Here is a 16,844-nt window from a genome sequence, read left to right as displayed (position 1 = left end):
AGGGGAGTGAGGACAATTCATTTAGAAGAAGCATTGCATCGTCATTTTAATTATGATTCCTTTCGTCAAGGGCAAAAGGAAATTATTTCTGATGTTTTACGTGGAGAGGATGTACTAGGCGTCTTACCGACTGGTTCTGGTAAGTCCATCTGTTATCAACTTCCTGCAAAACTATTGGATGGTATTACGATCGTTGTATCCCCATTAATTTCTTTAATGATTGACCAGGTAAAGGAATTAAAAGCGGCTTCTTTTAAAGAAGTGATTGCCTTAAATAGTTTTTTACCTTTTCAGGAACAGCAAAGAGCTTTAAATAATTTACACGCATACCGTCTCATTTATGTTTCGCCAGAGTGGCTGCAAAAAAGAACGCATCAAAATTATTTGAAGCAATTGCCCATCAAACTGTTTGTTGTTGATGAAGCCCATTGTATCTCACAATGGGGGCACGAATTTCGTCCAGATTATCAACGACTGCATGAAGTGATAGCAGCATTAGATCATCCACCGGTATTAGCATTAAGTGCTACAGCAACTCCAGATGTACAGGAAGACATCATTCAAAGCTTGTATAAGCCGGAAATGAAAAAGCATATTTATCCGATGGATCGGGAAAATATTGCATTTTATGTAGAAGAAATGGAAAATGATCAAGAAAAATTAGATCGTATTGCAGAAATGACAAAATCTTATTTTGTTCCTACATTAATCTATTTCACAAGCAGACAAGCTTCAGAAGAGATAGCTCTGTCACTTTCTGCGAAGCTTCCAAACCGTAATATTGCCTATTATCATGGCGGTATGGAAGCATCTGAACGTTTACGGATTCAGCAGCAATTTATGAATAATCAAATAGATATCATTTGCTGTACAAGCGCTTTTGGAATGGGAATTAATAAGCCAGATATCAGGATGGTCATTCACTATCATCTCCCTTTGCAGCTCGAATCTTACATCCAGGAAGTCGGAAGAGCCGGTAGAGATGGCCAATCAAGTGTTGGCGTTATTTTATATCAAAAAGGAGATTTTCGTTTATCCGCACGTATGGTAGAAAATGAGCTGCCAACGATGGAGGAGATCGATCATATCATTACAATGATTTTAACTAATCAGCGTCATCACATGGAATTACCTTCTCCGGAACAATTACACATGATGGCGGATATAAATGAAGGAGCAGGGCGATTCATTCAAAGACAACTGCAAAAACATGAACTGATTTGTGATAATGAATGGTTTATAGATGAAAGGAAATGGAATCAGGTCAGAGACAGTGTCATGAAATACTTGGAGAAACGGCAATTATATAAAAACAGCAAGCTAAATGAATTATATCAATGGATCCAGACGAAAGATTGTTTACGTAAAACACTTTATCAATCGTTCCAGGATAATTTCAAAGAAGCGCCCGATCAATGTTGTAGCAATTGTGGCTTTGATTGGAGTAAATGGATACCCGAATCATCACTTAAAAATACCGAAGCTGCTTACCCTTTGGACTGGCGCAAAAAACTACAGAAAATCTTGCATTTGGAAGAGGCGTGAAATGAATCAATATGAATTGATAAAGAAAATGTCAACAAAAGAACGAAGAATGCAATTATTTTTTTCCCAAGGATTATTTTTACTGTTAGCAATGACCTTGAGTTTTTTTCTGTTTGATTCCTTTTTCAATTGGTTATATCTTTTCAACTGGAATTTGAAAGAAATTTTTATTTTTGGATTTTTGTCTGCTCTTGTCGTTATTTTTATTGAATGGCTTATCATGTATATAGCTCCCAAAAAATGGTGGGATGATGGCGGGATCAATGAGCTTATATTTAAAAATGAATCAGTCAGCTTTATATTTATATTTACACTTACGGTAGCCATTTGTGAGGAACTTTTATTTAGAGGTGTTGTTCAAACAACTTTTGGGTATGTATTTGCAAGTGTGCTTTTTGCAGTAGTCCATATACGGTATTTAAAGAAACCTTTATTATTTTTTGCCGTCTTAGCCTTAAGTTTTTATATTGGCTGGGTTTATGAGCATACAGCTAATTTAATTGCGCCCATTGTCATGCACTTTTTCATTGACTTTCTACTTGGTTTAGTTATACGGTTAAAGAAATGAGGTGATGGAATTGAGCTCCAAACATAATGATCAGGCAGACACATTGAGACAAGCTATTGAAGAGGTAACAGAACATCAAAACGAAGAAAGGGAACAAGTTATCCAGGATCAATATGAACAATTGGAGCAGGGATCTGTAGAAATTGATATATTGAATTTGCCTCCAAGAAATGAAGTACATAAAGATAAGCGAAAAATACGCTTTAAACTAAATCTCCGGCTACTGCGTTTTCTTTTTATTGTTGTCTTACTTCTAGCTCTTGCCGGTGTTATCGTCTGGTTTATTTGATTTTTTAAATAAGCATAATAGGATTCAACAAACACATAAAATGTTATAATTAGCGTACAAGTATAGGAAGAATATAGATGAATACTTCAAATAAATATATTCTTTGCTCATTTATGAACCCATTTTCAAAACGATACAAGCAGGTTATGTTCATCATTTGAAAATAGTGCATATATTAATATTAATACTTGTTGCAAAAGTTAAGAAGATAAGGGGGATGCAGTATGCGGATCGAACGACTTTCAACAGACCAATTTAAAATTTTTCTTACGTTCGATGATCTTATTGAAAGAGGATTTACCCGTGAGGACTTATGGCATGATGCATCTAATGTTCGTACGTTGTTTAGTGATATGATGTATGAAGCAAGCAGTGAATTGGGAATGGAATTTGAAGGAATGTTGCTTGTACAGGTACACCTCATGCAAGCTCAAGGAATGCATATTTTTGTTACGCATCAATATGATGATACGGATATAGAAGTGGATGAAGAATATATTGAAATGAAAGTGACGCTTGATGAAAGTAAAGAACTTATTTTCTCCTTTGATGATTTTGAAGATGTTATTGCGGTGGCAAGTTATTTATCTCATATGCATATCAAAGAATCGAATGTGTACTTTATGGAAAATCGTTACTTTATGATGCTGGATCCTTATGTGCACACGAACAGACATAAAGAAAATATTATTGGTCTTATGTCTGAATTTGCTCATCCGAGCATATTAACCTCTCATCGTTTACAGGAATATGGAAAAGTCATTTTTGAAAGAGATGCCATCTCTAAAATTAACCATTATTTTGCTTCGTAAAAAGAGAAGCAAATGGTCAAATAAAAAGTATATTACTTGATTAAAATCTTACTATCAAGCCCGTCACCTCTTTCATTGCATATTTTGTATGAACGTGTATACTAAACGTTGAGTGAGTAAAACATTGATATAATGGTAGGGGGTAAATAGTAATGGCAGGCGATAAAGCAGGAGATGCTTCCCAAGCAAAAAAACAAGAAAATACTGATGTGTTAAATTCAACGTTATCCATTGTGGAAACCGCATTAAATAAACTTGGTTACCCTGAAGAAGTGTTTGATTTATTAAAAGATCCTTTGCGCATGCTTACTGTACGTATTCCAGTCCGTATGGATGACGGAAAGGTGAAAGTTTTTACTGGTTACAGAGCACAGCATAATGACGCTATTGGGCCAACAAAAGGTGGGATTCGTTTTCATCCTGATGTTACTGAAACAGAAGTGAAAGCACTTTCAATATGGATGAGTTTAAAAGCTGGGATTGTAGATTTACCTTATGGAGGAGCAAAGGGCGGGATAATCTGTGATCCTAGAGAAATGTCTTTTAGGGAGTTAGAAGCTTTAAGCCGTGGATATGTTCGAGCTGTAAGTCAAATTGTTGGGCCAACAAAAGACATTCCAGCTCCCGATGTCTTTACAAATTCGCAAATCATGGCATGGATGATGGATGAATATAGTAAAATTGATAAATTAAATAACCCTGGCTTCATCACCGGAAAACCAATCGTTCTTGGAGGCTCTCACGGGAGAGAATCTGCTACCGCCAAAGGGGTTACAATTGCTTTAAATGAAGCAGCGAAAAAGAAAGGCATTGATATTAAAGGAGCTCGTGTAGTCATTCAAGGGTTTGGAAATGCAGGAAGTTTCTTATCTAAATTCTTGCATGATGCTGGTGCGAAAGTTGTCGCAATTTCAGATGCGTATGGAGCATTATACGATGCAAATGGTTTAGATATTGATTATCTGCTGGATCGCCGGGATAGTTTCGGAACAGTAACGAAGCTATTTGATCAAACAATTACAAATAAAGAGTTGTTTGAACTGGATTGTGATATTATTGTTCCAGCAGCAGTACAAAATCAAATCACAAGAGATAATGCTCATAATATTAAAGCCTCTATCATTGTTGAGGCAGCAAATGGTCCGACGACAATGGAAGCAACTAAAATTCTGACAGATAGAGATATTCTTATCGTTCCCGATGTTTTGGCATCAGCTGGCGGCGTAACGGTATCCTACTTTGAGTGGGTGCAGAATAACCAAGGCTTCTATTGGACCGAAGAAGAAATCGATAAACGATTACATGAAATCATGATTAAATCTTTTAATAATATATACCATATGGCAAAAACGAGAAAAATCGATATGCGACTGGCAGCATATATGATAGGTGTTAGAAAAATGGCCGAAGCTTCCCGTTTCAGAGGCTGGGTTTAATAGCTAATAAAGGTACAAATAAAAAACTCTTTTATGCCAAGAGTTTTTTATTTGTTTAAGAGGAAGTTCAAAAAGTCCAATAAAAATGACACGGCGGAAAAAGGAACTTCTACTAAGATCGCCCACGTCCTGTGGGCAACGTAGAAGTCACCGCATCCTGCGGAAGTGCGTTGGCTTGCTTTTCCGGTGGGGTGAGTAATCGCAACCCCAGAAAAACACTACGCTTTCCGTGGGCTTGAGCTCAGCCTCCTCGAAAAAAAGAAGAGCACTTTTTTTCTGCGGGGTCTTCGGTGGGACTGCGATTACTCGCCCCACCGAAGACATTTGCGCATTCCCACAGGAGTCTCCGTGTTTTTCCTCCGCTAGATAGTTGTTGTTATCTATTTGTAACCAATAAAATATTAAAAAAATCATTAACCTGACAACATTGGTAATCGCAGCCCCATCCCCAGGACGTCGCGAACTTAGCCGACTTGGTCCTATTTATCGGACTTTTTGAACACACACTTTAAAGGGATAACCTTTTGTATTTGCCATGCTGTCCGCTTCGTTGTACGATAGAAAGTGAGAAATTTTACTTGTAAATATAAAGTTAAAAACGATTGATTCACTAATCGATAGCGAATGAATCGTTTTTCTAAGTGATAGATGGAGGAAGGGTAAGAAATGCTAGACGAAAAAATTATTATTATTGGAGCTGGTCCATGCGGGATGGCATGTGCATTAGAGCTTCAAAAAAAAGGGGAAAACCCATTATTAATTGAAAAAGGAAATGTCGTGCAGACAATTAGTAATTTTCCAACACACCAAACATTCTTTAGTTCTAGCGAGCGTTTGGAAATTGGCGGTGTGCCTTTTATCTCTGAAAATAAAAAACCAGTGCGGAATCAAGCAATGGTCTATTATCGAGAAGTTGCCCAGCGTAATGAACTACGGGTGAATGCATTTGAAAAGTTAGTATCTATCGAAAAAGATGAAGAAAGTTTTTTCTTAAATACAGTTAAAAATAACGGGGATGAGGGTAAATATCGTGCTGAAAAAGTAATTATGGCTACAGGTTATTATGATCAGCCAAATTACTTAAATATTCCTGGAGAATCATTGCCAAAGGTAACCCATTATTTTAAAGAGGCGCATGAATACTTTAATCAAAAAGTTGTTGTCATTGGCGGTAAAAATTCTTCTGTAGATGCAACACTTGAACTGCATAAAGCAGGAGCAGATGTCACGGTTATCTACCGCGGGGATGTCTATTCAGAAAGTATAAAACCATGGATTCTGCCTGAATTCGAATCGCTCATCCGAAATGGAAAGGTAAATATGATTTTTGGAGCGTGTGTAACAGAGATAACAGATACCCATCTCACCTATGAAAAGGACGGTCAGGAAGAATCGATTGAAAACGACTTTGTCTTTGCTATGACAGGTTACCGTCCGGATTACAGCTTATTAAAGCAGGTGGGTGTAGAGATTAATGCCGAAAATGGCAAGCCTGTACACAATGAGGAAACTATGGAAACAAATGTAAAAAATTTATATATCGCTGGTGTAGTGGCTGCCGGATATGATAACAATAAAGTATTTATTGAAAACGGCCGTTTCCATGGAGAACAAATTGCTGACTCTATCTTCTCTTAAGAATATAAGAATAAATTCTACTGCAGTTTACCCCTTACTCCATACTAGAGAATGCTAAGTAAGGGACTGTCAGTAGAAGACTTATGTTTTCAACGCACTATTTTTACATATAAAAAGTATACGCAGGCTTCGTCTTGTTGAAGAGACGAGGACGACTCCGGCGGAAAGTAGTTTATACGTTTTGTTTCAGTAAAATGTATCAAGATAAAAAATCACATAACTAATAAAGAAGGTAATTACATGAAAAAAATCTTGATGATTGCAACAGGCGGTACCATTGCAAGTGATAAAAATGAAAAAAGCGGCAAGCTGGCTTCAGGTGTATTAACGGGGGAAGATATTATCGAATATTGTGATGTTCCTGTTAGCATCCAAGTAAAAGTTGATTCTATTTTTCAAAAGGCTAGTATGCATTTAAATTTTTCTGATTTAATAAAAATCAAAGAAAAATTAGACGAATACTTAAATAAAGAAGCTTATGATGGCATAGTTATTACACAGGGAACAGACACCTTGGAAGAAGCATCTTATTTTATGCATCTTATTTCAAATTACCGTATTCCAATTGTGTTTACCGGTTCACAGCGTTCGCCGAAAGAAGTGGGAACGGATTCCTTTATTAATATTAAAAATGCAATTTTAGCTGCTTGCAGTGAAGATTTAAAAGATGTCGGTGTGACGGTTGTGTTTAATGAGCGTATTTTTCATTCTCGCTATGTCCGAAAAGAGCATGCTTCCAATATCCAGGGCTTTAATGCTTTTGGTTATGGCTATTTAGGTATTATTGATAATGATACTGTACGAGTATTTCAGAAACCGACATATCGGGAGTATTTTGAGTTAAAAAATGAGCTCCCGTCAGTAGATATTATCAAAGTATATATGGAAGCTGATGGTAAATATATTCATGCTGCCATAGAGAGTGGGGTAGACGGACTTGTTTTGGAAGGTGTTGGTAGAGGACAAGTAGCAAAAGAGATGATGCCTGCCATTAAAGAATGTATTCGAAAAGGGATAAAAGTAGTCATTACAACTTCTGCCGTGGAAGGCGAGGTCTACCCTACATATGATTATGAAGGAAGCACCTATGATCTTATGGAGAATGGCGTTCTATTAGGAAGAGATTATGATAGTAAAAAAGCAAGAATAAAACTTCTTGTTGGAATAGCGAATAATGCAGAACTGGATCATTTATTTGATATATAATTTTTCACCGACTAAAGAAGAGGAGTAAGAATCAATGATAGCTGCTCTATCTGCTGGTATAGCCCCTGCTGTAGCTTTTATGTCTTTTATTTATTTACGTGATCGTATCACAGAGCCGCTTTGGTTGATAACGCGTATGTTTATTACTGGCGCATTAATTGTGTTACCGATTATGTTTATTCAATATGGAATTCATGCTGAACTGAACAACATCCCGATTATTGTCGAGGCTTTTTTGTTAAGTGCTTTTTTGGAAGAGTTTTTTAAATGGTTTATGTTTATGTTCCTTATTTATCAGCATGACGAATTTGATAACCATTACGATGGGATTGTTTATGCAAGTGCAATCAGTTTAGGATTTGCTTCCTTAGAAAATGTCTTTTATTTATTATCAAACGGAGTTGAGTTTGCGTGGATGCGTGCCCTATATCCAGTTTCGTCTCATGCTTTGTTCGGTATTATTATGGGATATTATTTAGGGAAGGCAAAAATGAAACCAAAATACAAACATAGATACTTAACAATTGCATTTTTCATACCATTTCTTCTGCATGGTGTATATAACTACATATTATTGGGATTAAATCAATTTGTTATTATCTTATCAATATTTTTAGCTGGCGTATGGGTTTTTGCGATTTATCGTTTGAAGCATGCCAGAATGTACGATATACGTTTTCTCCCTGACAAAATGTATAAAAATAATAGATAAAAAGCTGACGAAATAGTTGTTCGTCGGCTTTTTTCATGATGAATAAGAAACGATCAAAATGCTCAACAATTAATTTGATTTTCATTGTTTATGAATAAAAAGAAGAATTACACAGAAAATAGGCTTAGATAAAACGAAACTTCATTCAGTGGAAGTATTTCGATGTACAGCTCTTTGATGGGGCGAGCAATCGCAGCAATCCCAGTTCCGGGAAATCGCGAATTCAGTCTGTTCCCATCATTCTTCTGCTGAATGCTAGTTGAGTGATTCAGGGAGTCAGCGCCTGTTATTTCCTGCCTATATAAATCTTTTTTTATGGCGGAATTTTTACGGGTGTTCTCCGTGATAAAATCTCTCTTTTGCCAATCTTTAGCCGGTTTTCCTAGACAATAAGGAACAGCAGGTTTTATAAGAGAAAGGTTTAGAAGAAGAAAATGGAGGCATAAAATATGAAAAGACACCACAAGCCTATGATTTTCAGCTTAACACTTTTTGTATTCCTATCTGCATTTATTTTTACAAAACCAGAACAAACAAGTGCATTTAGTGATCAAGTGATTCAACAAGGAGCAGTTGGAGACGACGTTATTGAATTACAAGCCAGATTAAAACACATCGGTTTTTTTAATGGTGATATTGACGGTGTATTTGGTTGGGGAACTTACTGGGCTTTAAGAAATTTCCAATATGAATTTGGAATGGAAATTGATGGACTTGCCGGGCAAGCAGTCAAGGATAAGCTTACGCAGGCGACAGAATTTGATAAAGAAAAGGTTCAGCAAGAAATGTATGGGACTAGTTCTGCTCCATCAGGAGGAAATAATAGCGGCGAAGAAAGTGCCCCCACCAGCTCGATGAATGTCCCGCAAGGCTATTCTAATAACGATATTCAGCTCATGGCAAATGCAGTATATGGTGAAGCGAGAGGAGAGCCTTATGAAGGGCAAGTAGCAGTTGCAGCGGTTATCCTCAATCGGGTAAATAGCGAGCTATTTCCTGATACAGTATCAGGCGTTATTTTTGAACCAAGGGCGTTTACAGCAGTAGCAGATGGACAAATATGGCTGGAGCCGAATGAACAAGCGAGAGAAGCAGTACTTGATGCCATTAATGGCTGGGATCCTTCAGGTAATGCACTCTATTATTTCAATCCAGATACCGCAACGTCAGGATGGATATGGACAAGACCACAGATTAAAACAATTGGAAAACATATATTCTGCAGTTAGAAAGGTGTGAAAGTTAATGTATCGTTGGATTACAATTGCATTATTGACAGTAGCCCTTATCTCTGTATCTGTTTGGGGCTATCATACAAATCAACAAAAAAATAATTTAAATATTCAAGCAGAAAATGAATATCAAAGATCCTTCCATGAACTCACATACAATATGGATGTATTAAATGACCAAATAGGAACTTCATTAGCAATGAATTCTCCTGATAAATTATCACCGCAATTTGTTGATATTTGGCGGATCAGTTCCAATGCACATGCGAATGCAGGTCATTTACCAATGGGCTTATTGCCAATTCATAAAACAGAACAATTTCTATCGGAACTAGGAGATTTTACTTATCAGACGGCGGTTCGAGACTTGGATGATGACCCATTAACAGATGAAGAGACAGCGCAACTAGAAGAATTCTATCAACAATCTGGTGAGATACGTGACGAACTAAGAGAAGCGCAACATCATTCCTTGAATGACGGTACAAAATGGATGGACGTAGAGCAGGCTTTATTAAGTACAGATGAGGAAAAAGATAATGAGATGGTTAATAGCTTCCAAGCGTTGGAAGACTCTTTTGATACTTCTACAGAAGAGACACCTGAAGATAGTACTACCAGCACAAGAACAGAAGATCATTCTTATAAAAATATAACAGGGGATGATCTTACAGAAGAAGAAGCGATGAAAGAAGCGGAAAAGATTTTTGGCAAGGAAAATGGAACAGATTGGACGATTTCTACGTCTGGTGACGGAGCACTAACACCAATGTATAGTATTTCCTATGAGGAAAATGGGGAACGGGGTTATGCAGATTTAACAGTTAAAGGCGGTCATCCGCTTCATTTGTTAGTTTCCAGAGATATCGAGGAAAAGCAACTAAGTTTAAATGAAGGTTATGAAATTGCTGAAGACTATCTTAAAGAACTCGGCTTTGATGAAATGGAACTTTTTCAAAGCAGTGAATATGATCAGGTCGGTATTTACTCATTTGTCTATGAAGATGATGGCGTTCGGATTTTCTCTGACGCTGTCGAAGTAAAAGTAGCTTTAGATAATGGAGATATTACAGGGCTGACAGCAAATAATTACTTTAAGAACCATACGGAAAGAGAGATACCAGAACCTGCGATCTCAGAAGAAGAAGCTCGCGATGCAGTTAATCAGGGTGTTGCGATTCAAGAGAATCATTTAGCGATTATCGATGATACTCAAGGAGAAGAAATCCTAACCTATGAATTTTTAGGAACGAGAGATGATGCGACATATCGAATATTTATTAACGCAGAGACTGGAGAAGAAGAAAAGATTGAGAAGCTAACAGATACAGAAATTAATTATAACTCTGTTATTTAAGAGATCTTCAAAAAGTTCAATAAAGTGACATATTGTAATTAGAAAAATGGTCTGCCTTGAGATGGTGATTACTCATACCTCAAGATATATTTTCTTATTATAAAAAGTAAAATTGCCTTCGAAAAAATTCTAATTTTCGAAGGCAATTTTATTGCACTTTAAAAAAGTATAAAGAATTTAATGTAACTTTTTAATATCTTATTTCAGAATCATTACCATGTGATAACTGAAATACTCGCAACTAAAGCTGCAAGTATTCGCGACTGTTTAATAAATTAGGAATATGTTATGATGATGTAGTATAGAATTCGCTTGGCAAACGCCAGGCTTTTAACACGATAGGAAAGTTTTTCTAATGGCAGGAGTGAAGAAAATGGAGTGTATATCAATTGCAATTGACGGTCCGGCAGCTGCTGGAAAGAGTACCGTTGCTAAACAGATTGCAAAAAAACTAGGAATTATTTATGTGGATACTGGGGCGATGTATAGAGCGCTTACTTATCAAACCTTACAAGAAAATACTAACCCGGAAGATGAAAAAGCAGTCATGGAAACGTTAAATAAAATTGATATCAGGCTTGCACAACATGAAGACGGACAGCGTGTATATATCAATGAGAAGGATGTTACTGAAGCTATCCGCTACCCAGATGTTACAGCATCTGTTTCAGAGATTGCAAAACATCCATTGGTTCGAAAAAAAATGGTGGCTGCACAGCAAGAACTTGCAAAGGATAATAGTGTTGTAATGGATGGACGTGATATAGGTTCTCATGTTTTGCCGGGTGCGGATGTAAAAATATTCCTTATTGCTTCGGTAGCAGAGCGAGCAAAACGCCGCTTCGAGGAAAACAATCAAAAAGGGATTCCTGCTGACTTACATACACTGGAAAAAGAAATAGAGCGGCGGGATGAACTTGATTCTACCCGTGAAGCATCCCCGTTAGTCAAAGCAGAAGATGCGATTGAGTTAGATACTACATCATTATCCATCAATGAGGTAACAGAAAAAATACTTGAGATATGCCGACCATTTATTAAAAAGCTTGGTATTCGTTAAGTCTTTTAAATGAAAGTTCAGCTGAGATTATGATGGCTTATTCCAGTAAAAGTGTTTTCTTATGCAACCAGAAAGCTGTTATGGTTGTATAAGAAAACATAAAGAAACAGGAGGTGGATCCTATGCTATATCATGTGGCAAAATTTATTATAAGCATTTTGTTTTATCCCTTTTACCGAATTAAAGTAACAGGAAAACATCATATACCAAAAAAAGGGCCGGTTATTATTTGTACCAACCATACTTCTAATCTGGATCCTCCTGTAGTAGGAATTACAGCATCGAGAACGGTCCATTTTATGGCTAAGGAAGAACTTTTTCAAGGCAAATTCTTAGGCGGGTTATTAAGTAGGGTTCATGCTTTTCCAGTCAAACGGGGATTGGCTGATCGAAACGCTCTAAGAGGAGGCTTGAAAATTTTAGAAGAAGAGGGAACGCTCGGCTTATTTCCTGAAGGGACGAGAAGTAAGGATGGCAAACCTGGGAAAGCATTGCCGGGAGTTGGATTTTTCGCACTCCGGTCACAAGCAGAAGTCGTTCCCTGCGTGATTATCAGTAATTATAAATTATTTCGTCGGACGAAGGTTATTTACGGAAAACCAATGGATGTAGAGGTTTATCGAAAAAATAAAGCTTCTGCAAAAGATATGTCAGAGGGAATTATGGAAGAAATCAGAAATTTATACGAAATTCATAAAAATTAATTGACTTTACTTGACAAATAAAACTAATTATTAGAAGTTATAAGTAGAGTATAATGAATAATCTTTTTGCTATTCGATTGTTTGAATAGGTGAACTGTAACTAGGAGGCTAAGGATATGAGTGAAGAAAATAAAGACCTTCAGGTATTAGAAGTTGGCACAACAGTGACGGGGACAGTTGTAAAATTAGAAGAAAAACAAGTTCTTGTTGATATCGGATATAAAACAGAAGGAATTTTACCGATAAGCGAACTTTCCACACTTCATGTAGAATCCACCACTGACGTGTTATCAGAAGGAGAAGAGGTTACTTTAAAAGTAAAGAAAATCGATGATGATGAAGTGGTATTATCGAAAAAAGCCGTAGATGCTGAGCAGTCTTGGGAAGAACTTGAAAGAAAATATGAACAAGGAGAGGCTTTTGAAACAACGGTTAAAGAAGTTGTTAAAGGCGGTCTTGTTGTTGATGTCGGGGTACGTGGTTTTATTCCAGCATCTTTAGTTGAAACCTATTATGTAGAAGATTTCAGTGATTATTTAGATCGTACGCTTAAAGTGAAAATCACTGATATTGACCGTACGCAAAACCGTGTTATCTTATCTCATCGTGCTATTGTAGAAGATGAAGAAAAAGAAAGAAAAGAAAAAGTTCTGCAATCATTGAACCCTGGCGACGTAATAGAAGGAGTCGTGCAACGAATTACGAATTTCGGTGTATTTGTCGATTTAGGCGGCGTTGATGGGCTTGTTCATATCTCTCAATTAGCACACGAACACGTTGAAAAAGCTTCAGATGTTGTTTCAGAAGGAGATAAAATTAACGTAGAAGTTATTTCCGTTGATTTAGATAGTGAACGGATATCTTTATCTCATAAAAATACCTTGCCTGGACCTTGGGCAAAAGTAAGTGAAAAAATTAAGCCGGGTTCTACTGCTGAAGGTGTTGTAAAGAGACTAGTCAGCTTCGGAGCATTTGTTGAACTATTACCTGGTGTTGAAGGACTGGTTCACATTTCTCAAATTGCTAACCGTCACATCGGTACACCTCAGGAAGTCCTTGAAATTGGACAAACGGTTACAGTTAAAGTATTAGATGTGAACGAAGAAGAGCAGCGTATTTCGCTAAGTATCAAAGATCTGGAACAGGAACAAGAGGAAAAAGAATACAAGCAATATGAAAAATCTGATGATCAGCCAGGTTTCCAGCTTGGTGATGTGATTGGTGATCAATTGGATAAATACAAATAAATGATTACGTTGATCATAAAAAGTTGTACATGCATATGTACAGCTTTTTTTATGAGGAAAAATAATGATGAACGTCTAAGCATTTTCTAATATGGTAGTTGGAAGTAAAGTATAAGAAAAACTAAGGAGTTAAAGGAATTTCAGCTAAGTTCCCCGGGGTCCTTTTTGGAACGTCGAAGTCAGTATACCCTAGCGCAAGTAAAGAACGAGCTTTGCTAAGTTTTTCTAATAATCCATTGGAAATGAGCCATACTAACACGTAAGAAAAAGAGGTGGTATGTATGGAAATTGAATATTACTCCCAAGCCATTTTATTTGGAGTTGTCGCTGGGACGCTGGCTAGATTAATTACATTACGAAGTGATTATAGACAGTATCCCACGTATCTGCATGGCCGAATTATTCACTTATCCTTAGGATTTATAGCCGCTTCCCTTGGGGCGTTGGCTATTCCTGCATTATTGGAAATGGAATTTACAGCGGTAACTTTCTTAACAGTTGCTGCAACACAATTTAGAGACGTACGAAATATGGAAAGAAACACATTAACAGAACTTGATCAATTTGAACTGGTATCCAGGGGCAGTACGTATATTGAAGGGATTGCTATTTCTTTTGAAGGAAGAAATTACCTTGTCATGTTTACAGCCTTTTTAACTACACTTGCTTATATTGCGTGGGGCTGGTTTCCTTCCGCGGTTGTAGGTATATTATCCATTGTTGCAGCGCTTAGCTTTATGAGTGGATCGACATTAAAAGACATTGTCGATATCGAAGAATCAGAAATCTCCTTCGATGGAGCTGGTCTGTACGTTGATAATATTTATATTATGAATATTGGTATAGAAGAAAGGCAAGAAGAGATTTTAAAGTATGGAATGGGCTTTATCATAAAACCAAAAAATATAAATGTTATTGCTACTATAAGTAATTTAGGACAACGACAAGCAGTTTTACATGATGTTTCAGTTACATTAGGAATTTATAAAGATTCTGGAACGCCGGCGTTAGCTCCTTTGATAAAACGTGATTTAGATGACGGCAGGTTAGGTGTCTTCATTTTGCCACTCGTTCGTGATGTAGAACTGGCTAAAAAAGTAATCGGATCTGTTCCTGTTTTAGAAAATGCTATCAAAATGCCTTCTGAAACGACATTTATAAAAGGAGGAAAAAAGTAAATGGATATCGAAAAAGCCGTTTTAGCTATTATTACGACAAAAGAAGAGCGAGTTAGTGGAGGTGCTCCTATTTTTATTTGTTCCTCCAAGGAAGAGCTCGAATTATTTTCAACAAACTTAGAAGCAATTTTGGATGGGATTGCCCATCGTTTAAGTGATGAGGTCTATATTATTGTAAAGCATTAACTGTAGGGAGCGTTCAAAATATATGTGGTGTATTCCCTCAACACGCATTTTGATTTTGCACTTATATATTTCATTGTGGAACTTTCTTACTTTTGCTAGAATAAAACTGTGATGTAGTCAGACTTCATTTATAAAACGAAACTTCATTCAGTGGATTTCTCCCACTGAATGATCAGTTGAGTGATTCAAGGAGTTAACGCCCGTTATCTCCTGCCTAAATAAATTTATTCTCCTTCTTTTTTGAGGCGGGAGTTTTACGGGTGGTTCTCCCTGATAAAATAGAAATACTGCATCTTATAACCTGCTGATATATTAGAAGGAATTTTGAAAAAAGAGAGGATGTTCCTTGCGTGAGGAAATCTGTGGTAGCGATTGTTGGTAGACCAAATGTTGGTAAATCAACGATCTTTAATCGATTAGTTGGAGAAAGAATTTCCATCGTGGAAGATACACCTGGTGTTACCCGCGATCGAATTTATTCAGAAGCGGAGTGGCTAAATCAAACATTTAACATAATAGATACTGGCGGTATTGAAATGGTCGATGAGCCATTATTAAATCAAATGAGACAGCAGGCTGAAATTGCAATTGATGAAGCGGATGTCATTATTTTTATGCTTAACGGCAGAGAAGGCATCACAGCAGCTGACGAAGAAGTTGCTAAGCTATTATTCAAGTCGAGTAAGCCTGTTGTTTTAGCCATTAATAAAATGGATAACCCGGATATGCATGAAATGATTTACGAATTTTATGCTTTAGGGTTTGGTCAGCCGTTTCCTATTTCCGGCACTCATGGTCTAGGATTAGGAGATATGCTGGATGAAGTCGTAAAACATTTTCCAAATGATGAAGCAGTGAAAAAAGATGATGATACGATTTACTTTAGTTTAATCGGTCGGCCAAATGTTGGTAAATCATCTCTAGTAAATGCTTTATTAAATGAAAATCGGGTGATTGTAAGCGAAATAGAAGGCACAACGAGGGATGCTATTGATACGAAATTACGTAAAGATGATCAAGATTTTGTGATTATTGATACTGCTGGAATGCGTAAACGTGGTAAAGTTTATGAAAGTACAGAGAAATATAGCGTTTTAAGGGCATTACGAGCGATTGAACGCTCAGATGTCGTCTTAGTATTGATTGATGCAGAAACGGGCATTAGAGAGCAGGATAAGAAGATTGCGGGTTATGCCCATGATGCTGGACGGGCAATTGTTATGGTTGTGAATAAATGGGATACCGTTGATAGTGATGAAAAAGCAATGAAAGATTTTGAAAAGAAAGTTCGCGCACATTTTCAATACTTAGATTATGCACCAATTGTATTTTTGTCTGCAAAAACACAAAAACGGCTTCACACACTAATTCCAATGGTGAAATTAGCAAGTGAAAGTCATGCGCGTCGTGTGCAGACAAATGTCCTTAATGACGTCATTATGGATGCAATCGCAATGAATCCAACACCTACTCTTAAAGGGAGAAGGTTAAAAGTGTTATACGCAACACAGGTAGCTGTGAAGCCACCTAGCTTTGTTGTGTTTGTAAATGATCCAGAATTAATGCATTTCTCTTATGAAAGATTCTTAGAAAATAAAATTAGAGATGCTTTTGATTTTACGGGAACTCCAATAAAATTATTTGCAAGACAGAGACAATAAAGAGGAGAGATAT

The 16,844-nt window shown here is 36.8% G+C and carries 16 protein-coding genes; all 16 read left to right on the top strand.

Annotated features, from left to right (window positions below; translation table 11 throughout):
- The first annotated feature begins 6 nt into the window (after positions 1-6).
- The 16 genes from BN986_RS14800 to der all read left to right on the top strand — a co-directional run bounded on the left by BN986_RS14800 (position 7) and on the right by der (position 16,831).
- Positions 7-1,545: a RecQ family ATP-dependent DNA helicase gene (locus tag BN986_RS14800; protein ID WP_052400819.1), complete on the top strand. Its 1,539-nt coding sequence runs from the start codon at positions 7-9 to the stop codon at positions 1,543-1,545.
- Position 1,546: 1 nt separating this feature from the next.
- Complete coding sequence (locus BN986_RS14795; protein ID WP_040981451.1) at positions 1,547-2,113, top strand: CPBP family intramembrane glutamic endopeptidase; 567 nt, start codon at positions 1,547-1,549, stop codon at positions 2,111-2,113.
- A 10-nt stretch (positions 2,114-2,123) separates the two neighbouring features.
- Positions 2,124-2,402 (top strand): hypothetical protein, encoded by a 279-nt coding sequence (locus tag BN986_RS14790; RefSeq protein WP_040981449.1) that lies wholly within the window; start codon positions 2,124-2,126, stop codon positions 2,400-2,402.
- Between the two features lie 224 nt (positions 2,403-2,626).
- Positions 2,627-3,214, top strand: coding sequence for a genetic competence negative regulator (locus BN986_RS14785; RefSeq protein ID WP_040981446.1), 588 nt, complete (start codon positions 2,627-2,629; stop codon positions 3,212-3,214).
- Between the two features lie 152 nt (positions 3,215-3,366).
- Positions 3,367-4,650, top strand: a complete 1,284-nt coding sequence (locus BN986_RS14780; protein WP_040981445.1) for a Glu/Leu/Phe/Val family dehydrogenase — start codon at positions 3,367-3,369, stop codon at positions 4,648-4,650.
- Positions 4,651-5,316: 666 nt separating this feature from the next.
- Positions 5,317-6,288, top strand: coding sequence for a YpdA family putative bacillithiol disulfide reductase (locus BN986_RS14770; RefSeq protein WP_040981440.1), 972 nt, complete (start codon positions 5,317-5,319; stop codon positions 6,286-6,288).
- A 240-nt stretch (positions 6,289-6,528) separates the two neighbouring features.
- Positions 6,529-7,494 (top strand): asparaginase, encoded by a 966-nt coding sequence (locus BN986_RS14765; RefSeq protein WP_040981438.1) that lies wholly within the window; start codon positions 6,529-6,531, stop codon positions 7,492-7,494.
- A gap of 34 nt (positions 7,495-7,528) precedes the next feature.
- On the top strand, positions 7,529-8,206 hold the full coding sequence (gene prsW, locus BN986_RS14760; protein ID WP_052400818.1) for a glutamic-type intramembrane protease PrsW: 678 nt from the start codon (positions 7,529-7,531) through the stop codon (positions 8,204-8,206).
- A 470-nt stretch (positions 8,207-8,676) separates the two neighbouring features.
- On the top strand, positions 8,677-9,435 hold the full coding sequence (gene sleB, locus BN986_RS14750) for a spore cortex-lytic enzyme (RefSeq protein ID WP_379555534.1): 759 nt from the start codon (positions 8,677-8,679) through the stop codon (positions 9,433-9,435).
- A 16-nt stretch (positions 9,436-9,451) separates the two neighbouring features.
- Positions 9,452-10,795, top strand: a complete 1,344-nt coding sequence (ypeB, locus tag BN986_RS14745) for a germination protein YpeB (RefSeq protein WP_040981432.1) — start codon at positions 9,452-9,454, stop codon at positions 10,793-10,795.
- Between the two features lie 373 nt (positions 10,796-11,168).
- Complete coding sequence (cmk, locus tag BN986_RS14740) at positions 11,169-11,855, top strand: (d)CMP kinase (protein ID WP_040981430.1); 687 nt, start codon at positions 11,169-11,171, stop codon at positions 11,853-11,855.
- Positions 11,856-11,977: 122 nt separating this feature from the next.
- Complete coding sequence (locus BN986_RS14735; protein WP_040981428.1) at positions 11,978-12,559, top strand: lysophospholipid acyltransferase family protein; 582 nt, start codon at positions 11,978-11,980, stop codon at positions 12,557-12,559.
- Positions 12,560-12,675: 116 nt separating this feature from the next.
- Positions 12,676-13,806 carry a 30S ribosomal protein S1 gene (gene rpsA, locus BN986_RS14730; RefSeq protein ID WP_040981426.1) on the top strand — a complete coding sequence of 377 codons (1,131 nt, stop codon included), beginning with the start codon at positions 12,676-12,678 and terminating at the stop codon, positions 13,804-13,806.
- 281 nt (positions 13,807-14,087) lie between these two features.
- Positions 14,088-14,984, top strand: coding sequence for a YIEGIA family protein (locus BN986_RS14725; protein WP_040981424.1), 897 nt, complete (start codon positions 14,088-14,090; stop codon positions 14,982-14,984).
- Positions 14,985-15,170 (top strand): capping complex subunit for YIEGIA, encoded by a 186-nt coding sequence (locus tag BN986_RS14720; protein WP_040981422.1) that lies wholly within the window; start codon positions 14,985-14,987, stop codon positions 15,168-15,170.
- A gap of 350 nt (positions 15,171-15,520) precedes the next feature.
- Positions 15,521-16,831 carry a ribosome biogenesis GTPase Der gene (gene der, locus BN986_RS14715; RefSeq protein WP_040981420.1) on the top strand — a complete coding sequence of 437 codons (1,311 nt, stop codon included), beginning with the start codon at positions 15,521-15,523 and terminating at the stop codon, positions 16,829-16,831.
- Positions 16,832-16,844 lie beyond the last annotated feature (13 nt).

This window comes from Oceanobacillus jeddahensis, from assembly GCF_000750635.1.
In the GTDB taxonomy this organism is placed as follows: Bacteria; Bacillota; Bacilli; order Bacillales; family Amphibacillaceae; genus Oceanobacillus; species Oceanobacillus jeddahense.
The sequence above is the reverse complement of the archived record's forward strand: the minus strand, read 5'-3'. Positions and strand labels throughout refer to the sequence as shown.